Source organism: Pseudoalteromonas sp. SR41-1 (assembly GCF_014164015.1).
Classification (GTDB): Bacteria; Pseudomonadota; Gammaproteobacteria; order Enterobacterales; family Alteromonadaceae; genus Pseudoalteromonas; species Pseudoalteromonas distincta.
This window is the reverse complement of record NZ_JACJEK010000023.1, coordinates 18,102-40,948: the sequence shown is the minus strand read 5'-3', so window position 1 is coordinate 40,948 and position 22,847 is coordinate 18,102. Positions and strand designations below refer to the sequence as shown.

At 40.8% G+C, this 22,847-nt stretch carries 19 protein-coding genes and 1 pseudogene; 8 read left to right on the top strand and 12 right to left on the bottom strand.

Annotation, left to right across the window (positions count from 1 at the left end; translation table 11 throughout):
• Positions 1–92: 92 nt before the first annotated feature.
• From H5118_RS17720 to H5118_RS17710, 3 genes are all read left to right on the top strand, one after another.
• Positions 93–2,060, top strand: coding sequence for a hypothetical protein (locus tag H5118_RS17720; protein WP_182749603.1), 1,968 nt, complete (start codon positions 93–95; stop codon positions 2,058–2,060).
• A gap of 71 nt (positions 2,061–2,131) precedes the next feature.
• Positions 2,132–2,590, top strand: coding sequence for a thioredoxin family protein (locus H5118_RS17715; RefSeq protein WP_182695242.1), 459 nt, complete (start codon positions 2,132–2,134; stop codon positions 2,588–2,590).
• A gap of 453 nt (positions 2,591–3,043) precedes the next feature.
• Complete coding sequence (locus tag H5118_RS17710) at positions 3,044–3,490, top strand: hypothetical protein (protein WP_182692302.1); 447 nt, start codon at positions 3,044–3,046, stop codon at positions 3,488–3,490.
• Positions 3,491–3,613: 123 nt separating this feature from the next.
• On the opposite strand, the gene H5118_RS17705 is transcribed toward H5118_RS17710, so the two are convergent.
• Positions 3,614–4,492 carry a LysR family transcriptional regulator gene (locus H5118_RS17705; protein ID WP_182749602.1) on the bottom strand — a complete coding sequence of 293 codons (879 nt, stop codon included), beginning with the start codon at positions 4,490–4,492 and terminating at the stop codon, positions 3,614–3,616.
• A gap of 121 nt (positions 4,493–4,613) precedes the next feature.
• On the opposite strand from H5118_RS17705, the gene H5118_RS17700 reads away from it, so the two are divergent.
• Positions 4,614–5,684, top strand: coding sequence for a YeiH family protein (locus tag H5118_RS17700; RefSeq protein ID WP_182749601.1), 1,071 nt, complete (start codon positions 4,614–4,616; stop codon positions 5,682–5,684).
• Between the two features lie 29 nt (positions 5,685–5,713).
• Here H5118_RS17700 and H5118_RS17695 read toward each other — a convergent pair whose 3' ends face one another.
• Positions 5,714–7,021: a DASH family cryptochrome gene (locus H5118_RS17695; protein WP_182749600.1), complete on the bottom strand. Its 1,308-nt coding sequence runs from the start codon at positions 7,019–7,021 to the stop codon at positions 5,714–5,716.
• Positions 7,022–7,140: 119 nt separating this feature from the next.
• Complete coding sequence (locus H5118_RS17690) at positions 7,141–8,868, bottom strand: DUF885 family protein (RefSeq protein WP_182749599.1); 1,728 nt, start codon at positions 8,866–8,868, stop codon at positions 7,141–7,143.
• Positions 8,869–9,095: 227 nt separating this feature from the next.
• On the opposite strand from H5118_RS17690, the gene H5118_RS17685 reads away from it, so the two are divergent.
• From H5118_RS17685 to H5118_RS17675, 3 genes and pseudogenes are all read left to right on the top strand, one after another.
• Positions 9,096–9,683: a DUF4202 domain-containing protein gene (locus H5118_RS17685; RefSeq protein ID WP_182749598.1), complete on the top strand. Its 588-nt coding sequence runs from the start codon at positions 9,096–9,098 to the stop codon at positions 9,681–9,683.
• A gap of 27 nt (positions 9,684–9,710) precedes the next feature.
• Positions 9,711–10,001 carry a hypothetical protein gene (locus H5118_RS17680; protein WP_409074716.1) on the top strand — a complete coding sequence of 97 codons (291 nt, stop codon included), beginning with the start codon at positions 9,711–9,713 and terminating at the stop codon, positions 9,999–10,001.
• A gap of 197 nt (positions 10,002–10,198) precedes the next feature.
• Positions 10,199–10,480, top strand: a pseudogene (locus H5118_RS17675) (zf-TFIIB domain-containing protein); the annotation flags it as partial.
• 60 nt (positions 10,481–10,540) lie between these two features.
• On the opposite strand, the gene der reads toward H5118_RS17675, so the two are convergent.
• The 9 genes from der to ndk form a co-directional block, all read right to left on the bottom strand.
• Positions 10,541–12,007, bottom strand: a complete 1,467-nt coding sequence (der, locus tag H5118_RS17670; protein ID WP_024597862.1) for a ribosome biogenesis GTPase Der — start codon at positions 12,005–12,007, stop codon at positions 10,541–10,543.
• Between the two features lie 93 nt (positions 12,008–12,100).
• Complete coding sequence (gene bamB, locus H5118_RS17665) at positions 12,101–13,279, bottom strand: outer membrane protein assembly factor BamB (protein ID WP_002961301.1); 1,179 nt, start codon at positions 13,277–13,279, stop codon at positions 12,101–12,103.
• A 10-nt stretch (positions 13,280–13,289) separates the two neighbouring features.
• The gene (locus H5118_RS17660) at positions 13,290–13,910 is read right to left on the bottom strand and encodes a tetratricopeptide repeat protein (RefSeq protein ID WP_002961300.1); all 621 of its coding nucleotides are present in this window, start codon (positions 13,908–13,910) and stop codon (positions 13,290–13,292) included.
• Between the two features lie 19 nt (positions 13,911–13,929).
• Complete coding sequence (gene hisS, locus H5118_RS17655) at positions 13,930–15,210, bottom strand: histidine--tRNA ligase (protein ID WP_008168943.1); 1,281 nt, start codon at positions 15,208–15,210, stop codon at positions 13,930–13,932.
• Positions 15,211–15,346: 136 nt separating this feature from the next.
• Positions 15,347–16,465 (bottom strand): flavodoxin-dependent (E)-4-hydroxy-3-methylbut-2-enyl-diphosphate synthase, encoded by a 1,119-nt coding sequence (gene ispG, locus H5118_RS17650; RefSeq protein ID WP_002961295.1) that lies wholly within the window; start codon positions 16,463–16,465, stop codon positions 15,347–15,349.
• Between the two features lie 5 nt (positions 16,466–16,470).
• On the bottom strand, positions 16,471–17,337 hold the full coding sequence (locus tag H5118_RS17645) for a RodZ domain-containing protein (RefSeq protein ID WP_182749597.1): 867 nt from the start codon (positions 17,335–17,337) through the stop codon (positions 16,471–16,473).
• Positions 17,334–19,172 carry a type IV pilus biogenesis/stability protein PilW gene (gene pilW, locus H5118_RS17640; RefSeq protein WP_182711895.1) on the bottom strand — a complete coding sequence of 613 codons (1,839 nt, stop codon included), beginning with the start codon at positions 19,170–19,172 and terminating at the stop codon, positions 17,334–17,336. The genes H5118_RS17645 and pilW overlap by 4 nt, the downstream gene beginning before the upstream one ends.
• 126 nt (positions 19,173–19,298) lie before the next feature.
• Positions 19,299–20,429 carry a bifunctional tRNA (adenosine(37)-C2)-methyltransferase TrmG/ribosomal RNA large subunit methyltransferase RlmN gene (locus H5118_RS17635; RefSeq protein WP_002961289.1) on the bottom strand — a complete coding sequence of 377 codons (1,131 nt, stop codon included), beginning with the start codon at positions 20,427–20,429 and terminating at the stop codon, positions 19,299–19,301.
• Positions 20,430–20,599: 170 nt separating this feature from the next.
• Positions 20,600–21,031 carry a nucleoside-diphosphate kinase gene (ndk, locus tag H5118_RS17630; RefSeq protein WP_002961288.1) on the bottom strand — a complete coding sequence of 144 codons (432 nt, stop codon included), beginning with the start codon at positions 21,029–21,031 and terminating at the stop codon, positions 20,600–20,602.
• Between the two features lie 275 nt (positions 21,032–21,306).
• Between ndk and yegQ the strand changes: the two genes are divergently transcribed.
• Positions 21,307–22,692 carry a tRNA 5-hydroxyuridine modification protein YegQ gene (gene yegQ, locus H5118_RS17625; RefSeq protein ID WP_182749596.1) on the top strand — a complete coding sequence of 462 codons (1,386 nt, stop codon included), beginning with the start codon at positions 21,307–21,309 and terminating at the stop codon, positions 22,690–22,692.
• Positions 22,693–22,847 lie beyond the last annotated feature (155 nt).

Here is a 22,847-nt window from a genome sequence, read left to right as displayed (position 1 = left end):
TAAATAATAGGTAAAAAATATCTCCTTAAGCTAAAGCTTTTAACTAAGCGCCCGATACGTTACTTAATAGGGTTTAGAGATTAAGGATAATCATGGTTAATAATGCACTTGGCAGCCAGTCTAATTTAAGCACTTTACTTGCCCAATCAGTTAATAGCACTAACCAGAGCTCTGTGAGTCCTTCGCTGCTAACCGGTAGCGACCTTCAAGCTATTAATGATTTACAAACTAACGCCCCCAAAATATCCGATGAGTTATTAAGCCAGCTAAATAATGAAACTCTTGATGAAGCACTAGCCAGTAATCAAAAGGTAGAGGACGTGTTAAAGCAGCAACTTATCTCGTTATTTACTATTTCAAGCACGCCGAGCACGCTTAACTATAAACTCTCCGATGAAGAACTCGTCTTGCGCACCGTAATAAGCTCTCAGCATGAGGGGTTATTAAAAAACGAAAACAGCACCCAATTAATTGAGCGATTAAATACGTCGGTTAAAAATATTCAGGGTGCTTATGCTAATACCAGCGATATTTTATCGAGTTTAGGTCAGCTTGGGCATGAGCAAAAAACGTTTTTAGCCTCAAGCCAGCAACGTGTTGAGCGCTCACTTAATCCATACATGGAAAGCCTTAATCGCGCAAAATACGAGGATGACGATAACTACCTGTTTGAGCTCTCGGTAAAAACTAAAGAGGGTGATGTTATAAACATTACCTTTAACTCATCGCAAGGTTATGACGAAGAAACCGGTGAAGCGATAGATGGCTTTGGCATAAGTTACGAAGTTAATGGTAATTTATCTGAGGCTGAACATGGCGCTTTAACGCAGGTTATGGCGGGTGTTGGCGAAATGGCCGATGAGTTTTTTAAAGTGAGTGAAAATTCATTCAACCCTCTTATAGTGCCAAATCAAGCAGACATGAGCTTAGATTTTTTAGCGGACTTTAATAGTGAACAGTTAGCCGGTTTTAATGTGTCGTTTTCAACAACTCAAAATGATGCGCTTGATACAGGAGAAAACACGCTTGATTTAAGTTACTCCATTGATGAAGCATCAAACCAGCAAGCACTTGTGTTTAAAGCCGCAGGTGGGCAAAACGACATTGATTTTGCACTTAATATGTCAACCATTGGCGCTAAAGACACGCAGCAAATGCAGCAGTATTTAGCGTCGCTCGATCAAAGCTTAGAAGATAGCCGAGTAAACAGTACCAAAGACGATAAAGAGTCGGCATTTGGGCGAAAAGGCGACGAAGCAATGCTGCAGGGCTTTGCATTATTTAAAGGCGCTTTTGCGAGTATGTCGTCGGCGGCTGAGCGTTATAGCAATTTGGAGTCGCTTGCAGATCAGCACTTTAATGACGGGCGCGCTATGGTAGCCGATTTAGTTGATAACATGGTCGCAAACGATAGCCGTTACCAAGGGCTAGGTAATAAAGCGCCGAATACATTAGGAGCGGGGATTTCTAAGCTCGCTGATTTTGATGCTACATTTTCTTATGCGCTTGATAACGGCGACTATCAACCTAAAAGTACAATTGAGCTAAGCCAAGCGACTGAACAAGCCCAATTAGGGGAGCTTAGCGGTGTAACGCAAAGTAAAAATGTAAGTAGCCACTTTGATTATCAATACAGTCGCCCTGATTATTACGACAAAGAAGAGAGTTATAACGTAAACACCGCCGTTAAAAATAAAGAGCTTGTGGGGCTTGATCAGTCTCACGAGGTTGATGTTGATACAAAAATGTTTGAGTTTAATCCGCAAACCAATCAATACGAGCTGCAAATGGCGATGCAAGAACAAACCATTAGTAAAAGCGACATTCGTTTAATTGACGATATTTGGCTTGAAGAAAACGAAAACAGCTACAACATGAATAAAAAAGAGCGTGTTGAGAGCGACGAAAAGCAAGACGAGTTTAAAAAAACAAGCAGCCATTCCCATAATAAACTAGTTACCCTAATTGGTGACTTAGATAAGCTAGCTGAGAATAAAAACGTAAGGCGAGAATATTTAACTAACTTATCGCAAGTTAACTTTTTTATGGATAAAAAGTAACGGTTTTGAGTTGTTCACTCCACACTCAATATTGGGTATAGTCGTTTAATACCTAAATTAAGAGCAACCTTATGTTTAAACAATTAATTTTACTGTGCGCTTTAAGCATGCCGCTTGTAAGCTGCGCTGCTACAGCGCCATTTTCGGGCGAGATAAGTACGCAAGCACTGCTAAGCGACTACGACAAGTTTAACGAGCAATACAAGGCGTATACACCAACAGCACAAGACATTTCATTAATGCAAAAGCTAGAAGGCAAGGAGCTAATTGTATTATTTGGAACGTGGTGCCACGACAGTGAGCGCGAAGTGCCAAAACTCATTAAGTTACTTGATGCATCGAAAGTACAACTTGCAAGCATTGACTATGTGGCCGTAGGTTACAACAAGCAAGACGATGCAGGCATTGCACAGGCTCACGACTTACAATACACGCCGACGTTTATTGTTAAACAAAATGGCAAAGAGTTGGTACGCGTAATTGAAAAGCCAACGGGTACGTTAGCGCAAGACTTAACTCAGGGTTTGTAAGGTCTATTCTTATGTTATGGCAATTCAATTAAAAGGATGTATAAAGGTTGGTTTTCTGTGATTTGTTGCTAATTATAGCCTGTCATTTAACGTCAATTAGGTAAGCGTTTTGTGAGCATCAACCCGCGATTTTATTTATAATTAATATGGATATTTATGAAGTGCAAAAAGTGTAAATCAGGAATTACCTCCCCAATAATTAAAACGACAAATATTAACGGGACTCCAATCGCGTCATCATCTTGCCCAGTCTGCGGTGAAAATTTAGATGGTTCAAAAAGATATTGGGTTTTATTAATTATTTTACTTATCGGCATTGGTGTAGCATCAAGGTATTTTTCTTAACTCTAGTTATATTACCTACACATGTGAATGAGCAAGACTTTGGTTTTGATTATTAGTCTTTTATTTTATCCGACTGATTTAGTCTTTTACATAAAAGTTATGTGACTTATGAAATTAATGCGAACTGAAAAAGTTCAATTGTGGTTTATGATAAATGCCAACAAATTGTATGTAGCTGCCGCTGTTTTTGGTGCTATTTTTGTCTTGATTTGGGGGGATGCTTCTCAATGGAAATACGAGGAAGATAAAAATCACTTCAGCACCTTTTTTTCATCCATTGATAGCCGAATTAGTTTTGTAAGGCATGGTTATTCAGGTACCAGTTTAAGAGTTGTTGTGAATTTTGATGCCGAAGGGCTCACTCTGGATGAAATCAAAAATATAACTCCAAAATATAAACATTTGATTCTTGAGCGCATTTGCAATGATTTAGAGAGTTTGAAAGTTTTAGAAGACGGCTACTATTTTGATGTGGATTTAAGGGATACCAGCTCTGAACACATGTTTAAAAATTATTTTAATTTAATAGTAAAGCATGAAAGGTGTATCACGTAACACAAGTGAGTTTTAACTTAGCTAATAGGCATTAGAAAGGCTAAAGGGCTCAAATTTTGACTTCAAAGATTAAACTTTATGTAAATTTGCTACTGGTGCCTTACTACTTACAGATTGCGAACATTATTCACTAAACAGGCTTTTTTCGAATGCTTGCGCAGCATGCGAAGACGGCCTGTCTTTATAATGCAGTTGATAAAGAGGCCGAGAGAGTTGCTCGTTATTTTTTTGGCTCAGGCGTGTTAATTTGCCTAACTGCACTAAATCTTCAGTGACTACATTTGGCAATAAAGCGACCCCCATACCTTGAGCGACGGCCCTTGCTATGGCTTCGTTGCTGCCTAATTGCATACTTTGCTCTGCTTGTACGTCATGTTGTGCTAATAACTTAACCGACATTTCTAAAGTACCCGAGCCCGGCTCGCGCAGTAGCCAAAACTGTTTGTTTAACCATGCATTTAAGTTTTTAGCGGGCTTAAAGTTACTGGGTATAACGATACTCATTAAATCGTTTTGCCAGTGCTTACTTATAATATGCGGCTCGGTTGGTGTGCCTTCAACCAGTGCTAAATCGATAGTGCATTCAAGTAGGGCGTGCTCAATTTGCGCTGTATTAGCCACTTGTACTTCTACTTTTATATGTGGGTATTGGGCGCAAAATTTGGCTAAATAAGGCGGTAGCCAATAACTGGCAATGGTGGTGCTGGTGCCTATAACTAATGTACCGCGCTTAAGCCCTGTGCGCGATTTAATATCTTCAATGGCGGCTTTTTCAATGGCAAAAATGCTACGTGCATGATCATACAAGGCTTGGCCGCCCTCGCTTAAGGTAAGTTTTTTGCCTTTAGATGCACGCTCTATAAGTTGAATATTTAATTGGTGCTCAAGCTCTTTTAGCGCTTTAGATACAGCGGGTTGGCTTATAAAAAGCGCCTCGGCTGCGCCTGAAAAACTACCAAGCTTTGCTACCGTATAAAACACCCTAAGTGCATGCAAGTTCATTGAGCCTCTCAAATTACATAACTTTAAGTTATCGAATCATGATTTTAATGTATTGGAGTTATATTTTGCGCTTTCTTAAAATGAAGTCAACAGTTTAACGTTGTTCAATTGAGAGAATATTATGCTTAGCGCTATTAAAAATTTGGGTATTAATACTAAGCAATACGGCGATGCGCGCTGGTGGTTAGGTATGCTGCTGGTGGTTGTTTTGGCGGGAGCATCTGTTGCATTAAGTAAGTTACCCATAATGCAAAGTGCGCAATTTAGCTCTTTAACGATTGGTATTGTGCTTGGCATTATTGTGGGTAACAGTGTGTTTTCGCGCATTGCTACGCAAACCGATATAGGTGTTGATTACGCTAAAAGTATATTACTTAAAGCGGGGGTTGTGTTGTTTGGGTTTAGAATTACCTTTGCGCAAGTAGCGGGCGTGGGCTGGGAAGGCTTATTAACCGATGTTGTAATGCTGTTAGGCACATTTATTTTGGCAGTGCAGCTAGGTAAGCGCGTATTTAAGCTTGATGAACAAACAACCATATTAATTGGCGCGGGTAGTTCTATTTGTGGTGCCGCTGCGGTTATGGCAACTGAGCCGGTTATAAAAGCGCAGGCGCATAAAGTATCGGTAGCGGTGGCAACGGTTGTGGTGTTTGGCACGTTAAGCATGTTTGCCTACCCAATTATGTTTGATTACATGGGCCTGAGTGAACACGCTTACGGTATTTTTGTAGGCTCAACCATTCATGAAGTAGCGCAAGTGGTTGCAGCGGGTACAGCTGTAAGCGCTAATGCTGCAGATACCGCCGTTATAGAAAAAATGCTAAGGGTGATGATGCTTGCGCCATTTTTAGTGGGCTTATCGTTTTGGCAAAGTAAAAAGCATGCTAAAACAAACAATAACGTGCATGGCGGCGAGCAAAAAGCGGGTATTACAATCCCTTGGTTTGCGGTGTTATTTATTGTGGCAAGTGGTGTACATTCGCTATCAGTTATTCCTCAAGTCGCTACAAGCGCAGTTGTTTGGTTTGATAATATATTACTCACCATTGCGATGGTGGCTTTAGGTTTACGCACACATGTTGGCGCTATTCGCCAAGCGGGTATAAAACCGCTGTTATTAGCAGGCTGTTTATTTTTGTTTTTAACCTTGGGTGGTTACGCTATTAATGTGGGTATTGCTGAGCTGTTTTAAACGTTACTTTGTAAAAGTTGATTGGCGGCTTAAATTGGCCAATCAACTTCGTTTAAGGTATCCAGCTGCGTGCTGGTATTTTCATTGCCTTGCCATTTATTAGTGTAAACAGTGTGCGGGTCAAACTGTAACGTTTGTTTTTCAATATTAAAGTGCCTACCACCACGCGGGTCGACCCCTACACCTGCTATATATTGCCAATTACCCCAATTAGCGGCTACATCGTAATCAATCAATTGTTGTTCAAAATATGCTGCGCCATAGCGCCAATCAAGGCCAAGCTCGTTCACTAAGCAACTGGCTGCAATTTGCCTTGCTCTATTTGATATATAACCCGTAGCGTTAAGCTCATTCATAATGGCATTGACTAATGGGTAGGATGTTGAGCCATTACACCACGTAGCAAAGCGGTTTGGCATAAATGTAGTAAGGGGTTTTGTTTGCTTTTGGCCTTTAAAGCTAAACAGGCTTTTACCTGCCTTAAGTGCATGCCATTTAAAATACTCTCGCCATAGCAATTCAAATTTAATCCAGTAGGTAGACTCGTTTGTTATTTGGTTATGTTCGTACGCCTCAACTGCTTTATAAACTTGCCGCGCACTTACACAACCAAAAGCAAGCCAGGTACTAAATTTTGTGGTGTTATTAAAGCCATCAAGCTCGTTTCGAGTTATTTTATAAGTACTTGGTAGTAAACCTGAAAAGTATTGTTTTAAATGTGTTTGCGCACTTTTAAACCCGCCATGCATTACGCCATTATTTGCTATACGCTCTAAAGGTTTTTTAGCGCACAAGGTTATTGGCTGAGGGAGCAAACCGTTTGGTAATGTTGAAAGTGAAATGGGGCTAGTGGCGGCCTCTACCTTTTTACGAAACGGGGTAAAGTGTTTAGGTAATTCGTTTAAATCAAAGGGGAGGTCACTTTGCTTAAAGAGCGTGTCTTGCTGCGACCCTGTAAATTTAGTATTAGGGCAATGTGCTTTGAGTAAGTTTATTTGGCGTTGCTCGTACAGGCCAAATTGCTCGCTGTATACAACTTTATCTATATTTTGCTCATTAATACGCGCTTTCAAAAGCGATACAGGTTCGCCTTCAAGCACATGCAGGGTTTGCCCGCGCTCAATAAGTGCTTGTTGTAGTTCGTACAAGCATTGCATTAAAAACTGCTGTTTGTGCACGCCATATGGCTTTTGTTGATAGTTATTATTTTTAAACCAGTGCGGGTTTATAACAAATACAATATCAAGCGCGCATTGCTCAGTAGCAAGTTCGCTTAAAATAGGGTTGTCGTCTATTCGTAAATCGTTTTGTAGCCAATATAAAATACGTTTGCTCATAGGTTTGCTCAGGTTTTTAAACTCTAGAGCTTTACGAAGCAAAAGCGGGTAGGGATTAGTTTTGAGGTGTTTAAGAGGGTTTTAAAAAGAGGCGGCAAATAATACCGCCTCCTTTAATGTTAAATAGCCGATTTTTGTTTTTCTATCCAATCGTTTATTACGTCTTCTAATACTTCCATAGGCAGCGAGCCTTGGCCTATAACGGTGTCGTGAAAGCTGCGAATATCAAACTTAGCACCTAGTTCTTTTTCAGCTTTTGCACGCAGTTCGCGTATTTTTATTTCGCCCATTTTGTACGAAAGCGCTTGGCCTGGCCATGATATGTAACGATCTATTTGATCCTCCACCGCGCTTTGTGGCAAAGCAGTGTGATCTGCCAAGTAGTCAATAGCCTTTTGGCGGCTCCAACCAAACGCATGAATACCGGTATCAACAACAAGCCTCACTGCACGCCACATTTCGTAGCCTAAACGACCAAAGTCGCTGTACGGGCTTTGATAAAAGCCGGCTTCTTTACCTAAGCGCTCTGTGTATAGTGCCCAACCTTCGCCAAATGCAGAGTGGCTAAGTGTGCGTCTAAATTCAGGTACATTTAACTCCATAGCAATAGCGTTTTGTAAATGATGCCCTGGTATTGCCTCATGTAAGCTAAGTGCTTCTAAATTATATAAAGGCTGTAGTTTAGGTGTTGAGGCTAAAAAATAAGTGCCGGGGGATCGGTTATCAGCAGGTGGCATATAAAACGCGCCACGACTCGCTGAGCCTTTAATTGTAAAGGTATTACGCGGTAAATGATTAAAGTAGGTTGGTAATTTGCCATACATTTTTTGCGTAATAAAAGCGGTTTTTTCTAGCAAGTCTTGCGCGTCTGTTGCGTAAAATTGCTCATCGGTCGCTAAAAATTCTAAAAAATCGCTGTATGTGCCATCAAAACCTACTTTATCAATAATGTTTTGCATCTGCGCTTTAATACGCGCGACTTCTTTAAGGCCTAGTTCGTGTATTTGCTTTGGTGTGGCGTTTGTTGTGGTGTAGTAATTAACTGCATATTTGTAATACTCAAGCCCGCCTTTAACGCTTGCAATACCCGGCTGCGCTCTACAGTTAGGCATGTAATCGTTTTCAAAAAAGTCGTAAAAGTGCTGATAAGCAGGGACTACTTTTGAGCTGATTAAGGCCTTTGCTTTATTTTGGTATGTGGCTTTTTGCTCTGCTGTAAACGTGTTTGGTATACGTGCAAAGGGCTCGTAAAGGGCACTGTTTTCAGGTTGCTTAACAATATGCGCGCTAATGCTTTGGCTGTAATTTTCAAAGGTTTTGCAGTAATGAGTAAAGCCTGTTTTTATACCTTCTTTCATTAAATCAATATTTTGCTGATTAAATCGAGGGTAGTCGGCAAGGCTGATTAAAAATGCGTTGTAATCGTCGGGTGTTAAAAATGCCATGTTAGCCGGTGCTTCGGCAAAATAAGTATGCCAGCCACTTAAAAAATTAACCGGAAAATACTTATCTTGATAAAGGTAGCTTTGCTGCTCGGTTTTTCGCTCATATTTAAATAAGCGGTAGTTCATTAGCTGCTCGTTGTTGAGCGTTTTTGGGTCAATGCTGGCTAAGCTTTTTAGCACGCTGTTGTTATAAGCTTGGCGCTTTGCAATGGCTTGCTCGCTCCAATTTGGCAATGTACCGTTTGGCTTCCAGCCGTCTGGGTCGGTACGAAAAAATATTTTTTCAGCTTTGGCGTTTTGCCAGTGGTTATCAATAATGGTTTTTAATTCAGTGTTACTGTCGGCTAAGCTTGGTAGGGATACAACCGCTAAGCATATAGCTAGAATACTTTTTTTAAACATAGTCATCCGTTATTGGCGAGTTTGTTATTATTTATCGCGCTTTTTTATTTTAATTTGTGCTCAATATAGTATCAAGTTAACTTAATCAATGCGCTTACTTTTATAACTAGTACCTTTTGGTTTTACTTTTTGATTGAACAAATTTCACTGCGTAACTGATTGGCGTACTAGTTTATTGTTTTATCAGCGTTTAGAATGACTAAAACTTATTATAAAAAATGACCGTCATGTTTAATAAAGTAATTACCTTAATTGATGAAGCAAACAACCAAGACCCAAATACTGAGCAGCACAATGGACAAAGCTTTCCAAAAGAAAGTTTATACGCCTTGCGCATGAGCGAAATGTTAACTCGTTTTAAACCAGATGCCGATGAACTCATGCAAATTGCAGTGCGTGCACAGCATATTCAGCGTTGGAAGTCGCCACGTAGTGATTTTGAAATGAACAAACAGGGCTATCATCAGTGGCGCAGTGCACTTTATATATTTCATGCTAGCAGCGTGGTTGCGCTCATGAAGCAAGCTGGTTACGGTGAAGCTGAGCAAAACCGAGTGTACGATGCGGTCGCTAAAAAAAATATTAAACGTAACCCAGACAGCCAATTAGTAGAAGATGTAGCAAGCCTTGTATTTATTGAACATTATATGCTTGGGTTTGCCAATGCAAAACCAGATTACAATGAAGAAAAATGGATTGGTATTATTCGCCGTACATGGCAAAAAATGTCAGATGAAGCCCATGAGTTTGTACTTACAGGTAATATTACATTGCCCGGGCCGCTTGTTGGGCTTATTCATAAAGCACTTGAGTAAAAGAAAATAAATAAAAAGGAATTTTAAATGTATTGTCCTCGTAGTAATACACCACTTGAACCTTTACTTGTTGGCGGGATTACTGTTTTTACGTCAGCGCAAGGCGGCGTATTTTTTGATAACAGCCAAATTTTTAAGTTTAGCTCGCCGGAGTTAAAGCATGGTCAGGTTTTACTTAAGTATTTGAGTAATTATACCGAAGGTGAGGCCGAAGTCTCATCGCGAGTAAATTGCGCTAAATGCTTAGGGTCTGTTGAACTTTTCGGATTAAAATTTGTTCAAACTAGGGGCTATTTAATCACGGCGCGAGGTTTGTAACCTAGTGGACTAAGTAAAAGCCGAGCAACAAAGAGTAAATAGTCCCTAGGAAGAACCCTTTGGGTAGCGCCTGTTTGGCATTAATGCTACGTTATCGCCTATTTATGGGGAATAACCACACTACATAGGCTCTGCCTTGCCTAAATACCAAACAGGCTGCTGCAAATTTAACCTTGAAAGATCAACAGACCCTAGATATTGTGATGATGCGCCGGTATTTTTCGCCGCTCAAAGTGGTTGAAATAGACGAATGCCCAGGTTGTGCAGGCATATGGCTTGATAGCGGCGAGCTGGCAAAAATACACGAAAACCATTTAACCCCCAAAGAGCGTAAGCTGTTAGCCCACGAAATGGCAACCAATCATGGGTTTATAACTATTAAGCCGCCAAAATCAAAGTATTACCCCAGAGCGCCTAAAAATGTTCAAGACACGACAGTTGAACGGCTGGTGCAATTAGCATTACTTAATTTTCAGTAATAAAAAACGGCGTACTAAATAGTACGCCGTTTTTTTGTAATAAATTAACGCTTATGCAGTTTATTTATTACGGTTTTCTTTTGCAAACGCACGTATTTTACGTTTTTGCGAAAGCGTTACTTTATTAGTACGCCCTGCAAATGGGTTATCACCTTCTCTAAATTCAATTTTGATTGGGGTGCCCATAATTTTAAGTGCTTTACGGTAGTAGTTCATCAGGTAGCGTTTGTAGCTATCTGGTAAATCGTGAACTTGGTTACCATGAATTACAATACGTGGCGGGTTATAACCACCGGCATGCGCATATTTAAGCTTAACACGACGACCACGAACAAGTGGCGGCTGGTGATCGGCCTGTGCCATATCCATAATACGGCGAAGCATTGCGGTGCTAATACGCTTAGTTGCTGACTCGTACGCTTCATCAACCGATTCAAATAAATGACCAACACCTGTACCGTGAAGTGCAGATATAAAGTGTAAGCGTGCAAAGTCAATAAAGCCTAAACGGCGATCAAGCTCTGTTTTAATACGATCTTTAACGTAGTCGTCAAGGCCATCCCATTTATTAACGGCAATAACCAGCGAACGACCTGAGTTAAGCGCAAAACCTAATAAGCTTAAGTCTTGATCAGAAATACCATCGCGCGCATCCACAACAAGTAAAACCACGTTACAATCTTCGATTGCTTGTAATGTTTTAATTACTGAGAACTTTTCAACTACGTCACTTACTTTTTTACGCTTACGAACACCGGCTGTGTCAATTAACACATACTCTTTGTCGTTACGCGTCATTGGAATATAAATAGAATCGCGCGTTGTACCTGGCATATCATATACAATTACACGATCTTCACCCAATATACGGTTTGTAAGTGTTGACTTACCAACATTAGGGCGACCAATAATAGCAAGCTTTACAGGTTTGTCAGCAAACGCTTGATGATCGGTATCATCACCTTCGCCTTCTTCGTAAAGATCGATTAATTCTTCGTCATCACCTGTTACTTCTTCATCTTGAGCAGCTAGTTCAGCAATAAGCGGCTGAAGTGTTTGTTCAAGTAATAGGGTAATACCACGGCCATGTGCAGCTGCAATGTGATGTATTTCACCTAATGATAATTGGTAAAATTCAGCACAGTTTGAATCTGCATCAATGCCATCGGTTTTATTGGCAACAACAAAGCACTTTTTCTCTTGTTTACGCAAGTGATTAGCAATGGCTTGGTCAGCTACGGTCATACCTACACGAGCATCTACTAAAAACAGAACAATGTCGGCTTCTTCAATGGCTAGCAGAGATTGATCTGCCATTTCGATTTCGATGCCTTCTTCTGAGCCATCAATACCGCCCGTGTCTACCACGATAAATTCATAGCCATCGTAACTAGCTTGGCCATATTTTCTATCTCGTGTTAAACCTGGAAAATCGGCTACGAGTGCATCACGAGTACGTGTTAAACGGTTAAATAATGTGGACTTGCCCACATTGGGTCGCCCAACTAGAGCGATCACGGGAAGCATAAACTACCTCTTTAAAAAACAACAAAAGGCTTCGCAGTGCGAAGCCTTACAAAAAACAATTAACTATTAGCAGGTTATACTAATAGCAGTCAGTTAGTTTGGTATTTTTACCATACTAACTTCACCATCACGGGTGTATAAAATTAGCTTATCGTCGGCAACAACTGGCTCAACAAAAAAGCCTGAGCTGTCAAAGTCTTCTCGAGATACTAGCTCGCCAGTTTCTTTATTTAGCCAATGTAGGTTACCTTCTTGGTCGCCTAAAGCTAAGTGGCTACCTGCAACTGCAGGGCCTGTTAGGTACCAACCACGTAGTGCGGGTTGGCTCCAACGTTCAATACCTGAATTTTTATCTAATGCGTAAATAACACCATCGCTATCTACTAAATAAATTGTTTGTGCATCCATCGCAATTTCGCGGTAGCTGCTGTACTCACGTTTCCACACTACGTTGCCAGAGCGAATATCTACAGCAGCTAAGTTGCCGTTGTAAGCTATAGCATAAGCGTATGGACCGCTAATAAGCGGTTGAGTGTCTACGTCAACTAGGCGTTCAAATTCTGATGCGCCTTTAGCAACCGCAATTTCTGCGCTCCATGCTGAGTAACCACTGTCTGAAATTAAAACGCTTAGCTTGCCTGTTTCAAGGCCTACTAATACACCACCGTTAGCAACAGTTGGCGAGCTTTGTCCGCGTAATGTTAGTGGTGGAACTTCTTGTTCAAAACTCCAACGCTCTTCGCCCGTATCTGGGTGAAGGGCTAACAATTTACCAGAGCCTAAATTTACAAATATTAAGCCATCGCCTGCTGTCGGTTTAGACAGTGATTCGCCTGGTACATTCTTACGCCAAACTTCTTCACCGGTTTCGCGATCAAGAGCAATAATAAAGCCGTGTTCAGAACCTATATAAATTTTACCATAGGCTTGCAAAATACCACCTGATAATTTTGCATTACCGTTGTCAGCCCATGGCCAAAACGATAAATCTTGGCGTACATCGGTTTCCCACTTGGTATCGCCGTTAGTAAGCGAAAGCGCTTCTACTTGGCCTTCGCGGCTAGCAACATATACAGTATCTTTGTAAACAGCTGGTGTTAAACGAGAAAAGTAATGCTCTACGCCATCACCTACAGATTCTTGCCAAACAACGTCAGTTTCAAATTGGTTTACAATTTCAGGAAGTACTAGTTCATCTTCATCATCACTTGATGAACAACCCATCAGTGTTGCCATACATAGGGCAAGGGCTGCTGTTGTAAATTTTTTCATGCCTAAAACCTTATGCCGCTGGGCTAGTTACTGCTAGGTCATCTAACTTAATTTGTAATAGTGGGTTACTTGTTAATCCACCCGCATCTATTGCTGCTTGGTATGCAGTACGTGCTTGATCTTTGTTACCTTGCTGTGTGTAAATGTCGCCTTTAAGCTCGGCAACGTTTGCATTGAATGCTTCAGGTAATGGTGCATTTAATGTAGTTAATGCGTCGTCATAGTTAGTTTGTGCAATTTGAATTCGCGCTAAACGTGTAATCGCAATTGCTTTTAATTCTGTATTTTCAGTATTAGACACTATCCAGCTTAGCTTTTCGCTTGCTACGTCTAATTTTTTTGCTTCTACAGCGTCTTTTGCAGCAACAAATGCAGCAAGTGTTGCGTAGTTTGTATCTTTATTTTCGCTAATAAACGCATCAGCTGAAGATAATACATCATCACTTTCAACAAGCGCTGTATATGAATCTGATGCTTTTTCAGCTGTAGTAATTTGGTTTTGGTTATATGCTTTCCAGCCATATAAGCCACCAAGGCCAACAAGTATGCCTAGTGCAAGTGAAATGCCGTTTTCACGGAAAAAGCGTTTAATGGCTTCTGCTTGTTGTTCTTCTGTTGAATAAATATCCATTCTTACCTCTAATGTTCGCTTAGCCGTTAATAAGCTCAGCTAATAGCGCTTTAGCTTGTTCTAATTCTAATGTGACTTGTTCTTTACGCTCGCGTAAATACTTGATGGTCACAACGCCTTTTTCTAATTCATCTTCACCAATAATCACTGCAACAAGTGCATCGCTTTTATCAGCACGTTTTAATTGTTTTTTAAAGTTGCCGCCGCCCGCATGCACCATAACGCGTAAACCCGGTACGTCTTTACGTAGTTGCGCTGCAATTGCAGGAGCTTGAATGCTTGCTTTGTCGCCCATTGCTGCTAAATATACATCAGCATTACGACGAATGTCACCTACACACTCAAGCGCTTGTAGTAATAACACTAAGCGCTCTAGACCCATTGCAAAACCAACTGCTGGCGTTGCTTTGCCGCCAAGCTGTTCAACTAAGCCGTCGTAACGACCGCCAGCACATACAGTGCCTTGTGCGCCTAAGCTGTCGGTTACCCATTCAAATACGGTGCGGTTGTAGTAGTCTAAACCACGTACTAACTTTTCATTAACCGTATATGAGACGCCAGCAGCGTCTAAACGTTCACATAAATTTTCAAAATGTTCTTTTGATTCAGCGTCTAAGTTTTCAGACAATTTAGGCGCATCAGTTAAAATTGCTTGTACGTCTGGGTTTTTGCTATCAAGTACGCGTAATGGGTTTGAATACATACGACGTTTTGAGTCTTCATCAAGCACATCAATGTGTTGCTCAAGGTAGGCTACTAACGCATCACGGTAATCTGCACGCGCTTCGTTAGAGCCTAAAGAATTTAGCTCTAAACGAACGTGGTCAGTAATACCAAAGGCTTCCCATAGTTGCGCTGTTAATAAAATAACTTCTGCGTCTATGTCGGCTGTGGCAATACCAAATGTTTCTAAACCAAATTGGTGAAACTGACGGTAACGACCTTTTTGCGGACGTTCGTGACGAAACATTGGACCCATGTACCAAAGGCGTTGTTCTTGGTTATATAGTAAGCCATTTTGGTTGCCAGCACGTACGCATACTGCGGTGCCTTCTGGGCGAAGTGTTAATAAGTCGCCATTGCGATCGGCAAAGGTGTACATTTCTTTTTCTACTATATCGGTAACTTCACCAATAGAGCGTTTAAATAAGTCGGTTGATTCTACAATAGGAAAACGAATTTCTTGATAACCGAACGATGCTACTGTCTCGCGTAAAATGCTTTCTACTTTCTGCCAAACTTGTGTATCGCCCGGCAGACAATCGTTCATACCGCGAACTGCCTGAATTTGTTTTGCCACTGATAAATCCTAAATGCTGTTTATGTGTAATAAAAAATGCTTACACAACAAGAATGCTAAAAATTGACCCGCTATTATAGCGTTCTGGTCATAAAGGTAAACGCCAAACACCGCTGTTTGGCGCTTTATACGGTATTTATTCGACTATTTTAATATCGATAGGTGTTTGCTGCTCTTTTTGAGCAATAAAGTCGCGCACGTAGCCTTCGAGCTGGTCAACAATGTTGTTGTTGTCAATACGCGCTTTTTGGCGCTCACCATTAATGTATAAACCTGAGCGACGGTTTGCACCGGCAAGACCTATATCACTAACAAGTGCTTCACCTGGGCCGTTTACAACACAGCCAATTACCGAAACCGATACAGGCTCAATAATATCTTCAAGGCGCTCTTCTAGCTGGTTCATGGTGCTTACTACATCAAACTCTTGACGAGAACAGCTTGGGCAGGCAATAAAGTTAATACCGCGCGAACGTATGCGCAGCGATTTTAAAATATCAAAACCTACTTTAATTTCTTGAACAGGGTCAGCTGCAAGCGACACTCGCAGTGTATCGCCAATACCTTCGGCAAGTAGCATACCTAAACCTACGGCTGATTTAACCGAGCCAGATCGCATGCCGCCCGCTTCGGTAATACCTAAATGCAGTGGTTGGTCTATTTCTTTAGCGAGTAAGCGATAGGCGCCTACCGCTAAAAATACGTCTGATGCTTTTACCGATATTTTAAATTGGTCAAAATCAAGGCGGCGTAATATATCTACATGGCGCATTGCTGATTCTAATAAGGCTTCAGGTGTAGGCTCGCCGTATTTTTCTTGTAAGTCGCGCTCAAGTGAGCCGCCATTTACACCAATACGAATAGGTATGTTATGCTCGCGAGCCGAATCGACCACAGCTCTTATACGCTCTTCGCTACCTATATTACCTGGGTTTATGCGCAGACAATCTACGCCGTACTTTGCCACTTTTAAGGCTATACGGTAATCAAAGTGAATATCGGCTACTAGCGGAATAGTCACTTGTTCTTTAATACTTTTAAACGCTTCAGCTGCGTCCATAGTCGGTACTGATACACGCACTATGTCAGCACCTGCATCTTGTATTGCCTGAATTTGTGCAACGGTTGCATCAACATCCATGGTGTCGGTGTTGGTCATTGATTGCACAGCAATAGGGGCGCCGTCACCAATAGGGACGTTACCTACATTGATACGGGTGGATTTTCTGCGTTTAATTGGGGATTCTGAAAACATAGCGACTACTCTGCTAGTGGTAATGTAAATTTGGCTAAACGGTTTTTAGGAAATGCAGAAACATCTACAGGTTCGCCGTTTAAAGTAATGTCTACAGCGTCATGCTTACCAAGCACAACTGAAAAAGGAGGCGTTCCGCTTACGGTCATAATGTAGCCTGCTTTTTTAACGCCGAATGCTATTTTTTCGCCTTCGCCATCGTAAATTTCAACCCAACTTTCGCCGTTAAAGTTCATAACAATTGTACTGCTAGCATTTTCTTGGCTTTCGTTGTTAGATGTAATAGGAGCCGTTTCTGTAACGGCTTCTGAGCTTGTTGATGTTTCAAGCGTATCTTTTGATTCTAATAGTGATTCGTCGTTAATTTCGGCTTGTTGCTGTTGCTGTAAAATACTGGGTTGAGCTGCTTGTCGTTCACTCATTATTGAGTTGGCAACGTTTATTTTACTGGTTTGCTCTTCAATGGGGGTGGCGTTTTGCCAAAACCATAAAGCAGATGAGCCAATAACAATCGCTAAAATTAAATAACTAAAAAACATTAAACGGCTGTCGCTTGCTTCTTTTTCTGTTCGGCGCGAAAAGCTTTGCATATTAGCGGGCTTGGTCGGCTCTGGTGGAGCCGGCATCATTGCTAATATAGGTGCGCTATCGACTTTTAATTCGCGGCAATAATTTTTTATATAGCCTTTAACAAAAGTGATAGGGCCTAGTAACGCAAATTCATCATTTTCAAGGCGTTTAATTTGAAGTTCAGACAGCTTTAACGGTGCAGCAATAGTTGCGATGCTAACGTTTGCTTGCTCTCTATGATTTTTTAGTATTTGGCCTACAGTTGGCTGTTCGCTCTGTGTTTGCGTATTTTCTTCATTCATAATGTGTATGAGTCTGGATCCACTAGTAAAAGTCTGTGCCCTGGTTTTAATGCTATATCAGGACTTAATTTATTCCATCGCATTAATTCATCAATTAATACATGCCGCTGGGTAGCTATATCGTAAAGGGAATCACCAGCTTTAATTTCGTAATAAATATTAGGATCGTTTAGGTATATTTTACTTCCATTCATTACCCGATCCGACTCTTTTAAACCATTCCATTGCAGGAGTTTTTGTAGTTTAACATTGTATCGCACCGAAATGCTAAATAGGTTTTCGCCAACAGCAATTACATGAAATGGCACGCGTAAAGGCGATACTTTAGGATTAAGCATTGGAAGCTCAGTTTTTTGCACTGCTTCGTAGCTTTTAAATTCAATATCAGCATTATTTTGATAGTTGCTGTTTTCAAAAACGGTTGTATTTTTAGTCGCTTCGTAGAATACCACGTCACTACTGTTTTTTTGATTCGTAACTGCAGGTGCAGAATTACTGTAGTTACTAGTTTGCTGCGAATTAAACTGGCCTGTTTTAGGTGCGCCAAACGAGATTATTGTTACCTCGTCATCGGCTTTAGCCGGTTGTTTTGTCGCTATAACTTCTTTTTGAGGTTCTAAAACGGGTTGCGCTTTTTCAGGCGCTGCTACTATAGAATCTGCAGAGTCGTGCTCAGTAGTAAGTGCAAGCATAACAGCCGATGTATCGGTAGGATTGCTTGGCGCGACGACTTTAGGAGCCTCTTCTTTTTGGGTCGTTACTTGTTTTGCTATTACGGTTGCTTCGTCGGCTTGCGTACTGAGCGTATTTGGCAATGCTTGAGCTTGCTCTTCTCTTGCTATAACTGGATTTACATCTTGGTTATTTGCTGTTGCGAGCTTTTTATCTGTTTTTTGCTCGTTGTTTGTTACCAAGCTTGTTGAACCGTCCTCTGGCGAACGTTTCTTTCTAATAACTTTTATTTTTGGTTTTGAACTAACGTGCGCGCCGCTTGCGTCATTTTTTAGTTCTTTTAACTGCGCTTTACGGTATTTTTCTCGCAGTATTTCAAACTCATTAAAACGTGTTCTTTTCTCTTTTAACGCATAGGCTTCGTTGCTGGTAGAGTAAGTTTGCAAAATAGTGTTGGAAATTTTTTCAGCTTCTTCAATTCTGCCCATTCGGTTTTTTACAAGGTAGCTAAGCATTAATGCGCGAGAAGATACTCGGCCCGTACTTTCATAGCGTTTTAAAAGTTCACTGGCTTTGTACAAGTCACTTTTAGCGTAATACAGTGCGGCTAAGCTAATTAATGTAGATGTTCGCTGAGAGCTGTGATTAAGTGCCTGTTGAAAGTAGCTTTCTGCATTTTCAAAATCATCAAATTCAATAGCACACAAGGCTAAATTTTCGTAGCTTTCGGCAACGCGAATATAGCTTGGTACTTCAATGGCTTTTAAAAATTGATCAGTTGCACGATCGTATTCATCAATACCACATAAAAACACACCGTAGTTATTGAGAGTGTTAGGATCGTCTGGTTTTATTTCAAGTGCTTTTTGGTAGGCTTTATCTGCTAGCGGGTTTTCGCCCACTTGTTGGTAGTAATAAGCAAGAGAGTAATGTACTTCAGGTAGGTCAGGAGCAAATGCTGCTGCACGTTCTAAATTGTATTTGGCTTGAGAATTATTACCCGTTTTTAAATACTGTAGGGCTAAAGCAATTCGTGTTCGTGCTGCGCCAGTATTATTAACTTTATTTTCGACGACGGGTTTATTACTGCCGTTATAACTACTTTCGCTCACACAGCCACTTAGGGCAAGTGTTGATAGTGTTATAGCAAGTATAGATCGCATTACCTTATCTCTTTATTTTTAGTCCATGTCGCCTATCTTACCTAAAAGCTTTACTCTTGCATCATTTATTTAAAAATAAACAACTTAACAGCCTTATATGGTTTATTCATATAAGGCTGTTACAGATTATGCTTGGTGGATATTAACGGCAATCGCGTTATCGTCACGGATTTTCTTTTTAGCTAAGCGTTTAGTACGGTCAACTACGTCACCGACTAACTGACCGCAAGCTGCGTCAATATCATCACCGCGAGTACGGCGCACAATACAGGTTACACCTGCAGCTTGTAGTACTTTTGAAAAGCGGTCGATACGGCTATTACTTGAGCGTGTGTACTCGTTACCCGGGAACGGGTTAAACGGAATAAGGTTTACCTTAGACGGTGTGCCTTTTAACGTTTGTACTAATGCATGCGCTTGGTCAGTGCTGTCGTTAATGCCATTAAGCATAACGTATTCAACTGTTACGTCTTTATTAGCTTTTGAACCGTCGATATAACGACGACACGCCGCTAAAAACTCTTCAATAGGGTACTTTTTATTAACAGGTACTAAAATATCACGCAGTGCGTTATCTGGTGCGTGAAGAGATATAGCCAGTGCTACGTCAATTTTTTCTTTTAGTAAATCAAGAGCAGGTACAACGCCTGAAGTACTTAATGTTACGCGGCGCTTAGATAAACCAAAGCCCCAATCGTCCATCATTAGTTCCATTGCTGGCACTACGTTTTTAAGATTAAGTAAAGGCTCGCCCATACCCATCATTACAACATTAGTCACTGGGCGCTTTTCGCTATGACCATCAAGGCCTATATCTTTAGCTACACGCCAAACTTGGCCAATAATTTCAGATACTTTTAAGTTACGGTTAAAGCCTTGTTGAGCAGTAGAACAAAAAGTACATTCAAGCGCACAACCCACTTGTGATGATACACATAACGTAGCGCGCTCTTTTTCAGGGATCCAAACGGCTTCTACTTCTTGGCCGCCTTCAAGAATAAGCGCGTACTTAATAGTACCGTCGCTTGCTTGTTGGCGAACTGTTATTTCTGGCGCTACAATTTCGCACTCAGCTTTAAGCTTTTCTTTAAGCTTTTTATTTACGTTAGTCATTTCGTCGAAGTTATCTACGCCAAAATGATAAATCCATTTCATCACCTGGTCACTACGAAACGGCTTTTCACCGAACGATGCAAATAGCTCGCGCATTGCATCTCGGTTTAAATCTAATAAGTTAATCTTTTTTTGCTCGGTCATGAAACAACCTCAATCGGTGACGGTGGAGATAAAAATTTACGAGGACGAATTGTACACAATTCACTCACTTTAATCATTAAGTAAAATATCAAAAAATGCACTTATGGATACTTTGCGTAATGACTAAAAAAGGGCCCGAAAGCCCTTTTCATTTTGTTAACGAATTCGAATTAACGAGTACGTGAACAAAGCTCTTCGTCAGCGAAGAAGTACGCGATTTCGCGAGCAGCAGATTCAACAGCATCAGAACCGTGAACAGCGTTTTCGTCGATGCTATCAGCGTAGTCTGCACGTAAAGTGCCAGCTAGTGCTTCAGCAGGGTTAGTAGCACCCATGATTTCACGGTTTTTAAGAACAGCGTTTTCGCCTTCAAGAACTGTAACCATTACTGGACCAGATGTCATGAAAGATACTAAAGCGCCAAAGAAAGGACGTTCGCTATGTTCTGCGTAGAAACCTTCAGCTTTCTCTTGTGAAAGGTGAACCATTTTAGCTGCAACGATTTTAAGGCCAGCAGTTTCGAAACGGTTGTAGATAGCGCCAATGTGGTTTTTAGCAACTGCATCAGGTTTTACGATTGAGAAAGTACGCTCTAAAGCCATCTTTATGCTCCAATAATTTTAAGTAAAAGTGTGAATATTAACGGGCGCGAATTATACGCGTTTTAAGTGAAAAATCCTAATTTTATTAAAAACCAGTTTGATTGCTGTTTTATGATCTCGATCAAATTTAAATTATTAGCCATATTTATACTGCTGCGCTTGTGTTTATGTATTTTTCAATAACACCAATTTCACTGGATTAATGCTTAATTTTTCAATCAAATTGGTAAAACTCATGCAACTGGTTTAAACCCAGTTCGATGTATGGAGCGCACATGTTACCCGTTATTTCTTCAATGCCTTTTATTCCTGAATTGTTATGCCCCGCAGGCAGTTTAAAAAACATGCGCTACGCGTTTGCTTATGGCGCAGATGCGGTTTATGCGGGGCAGCCTCGTTATAGTTTGCGTGTGCGTAATAATGAGTTTGACCTAGAGACCCTGCAAATAGGCATTAGTGAGGCGCATGCGCAAAATAAAAAGTTTTATGTGGTGTCTAATATTGCGCCGCATAACGCTAAAGTTAAATCGTATTTACGTGATATAGAGCCAGTTATTGCGATGCAGCCCGATGCGCTGATTATGTCAGACCCTGGTTTAATTATGCTTGTTCGTGAAAAATGGCCTGCGATGCCCATTCACTTATCAGTACAGGCGAATGCGGTAAATTACGCGAGTGTACAATTTTGGGCAAAGCAGGGAATTGAACGCGTTATTTTATCGCGGGAGCTGTCGCTCGAAGAAATAACCGAAATACGCACACTCTGCCCAGAAACCGAACTTGAAGTATTTGTACATGGCGCACTGTGTATGGCTTATTCGGGGCGTTGCTTGCTCTCTGGTTACATAAATAAGCGCGATCCAAATCAAGGCACGTGTACTAATGCATGTCGCTGGGATTACGATGTAAAACCTGGTGTTGAGAACGAAAATGGCGAAATGGTACATAAAATTGACCCCAAGCAGGTGATTCCTACACTGGGTGAAGGCGCGCCAAGCAACGATGTATTTATTCTAGAGGAACAAGGTCGCCCTGGTGAGTATATGCCTGCGTTTGAGGATGAACACGGCACGTATATTATGAATTCCAAAGATTTACGCGCAGTGCAATACGTAGAGCAGTTAACAAAAATGGGTGTACATAGTTTAAAAATAGAAGGGCGCACTAAGTCATTTTATTATGTGGCGCGCACTGCACAAGTTTATCGTAAAGCAATAGACGATGCGGCTTCGGGTAAACCATTTGATACTAGCTTATTTAAAACATTAGAAAACTTGGCGCATCGTGGTTATACCGAAGGCTTTTTAAAACGCCATGCTCACCAAGATTATCAAAACTATGAATACGGTCATTCTGTATCAACTAAGCAGCAATTTGTGGGTGAAGTACTTGGGCGCTGCGAAAATGGATTAGTTGAAATAGACGTTAAAAATAAATTTTGTACTGGTCACTCTTTAGAGCTTATGACACCACAAGGCAACAATACTTTTACGCTTGAATATATGGAAAACAAAAGAGGCGAAAGTATTAGCGATGCTAAAGGTTCTGGTCACATTATAAAAATCCCGCTAGCTGAGGGCATTAGCTTAGATCACGCTATTTTAATGCGTAATCTTGAGGATCACCAAGATACCCGTAATCCATTCAAAAAGGTCAGTTAGGATCCACTCTAATAACTGCTCAAAGCTATTTTATTAAATAGAGTGACGCTGAGCAGTTATATCTTCATCTGCTATTTTTTAGATACCATTTATGGAATTTATCTTATCATTAATGCTTATTTATAAAATTTTAAAAGCGAATATAATGGATATTC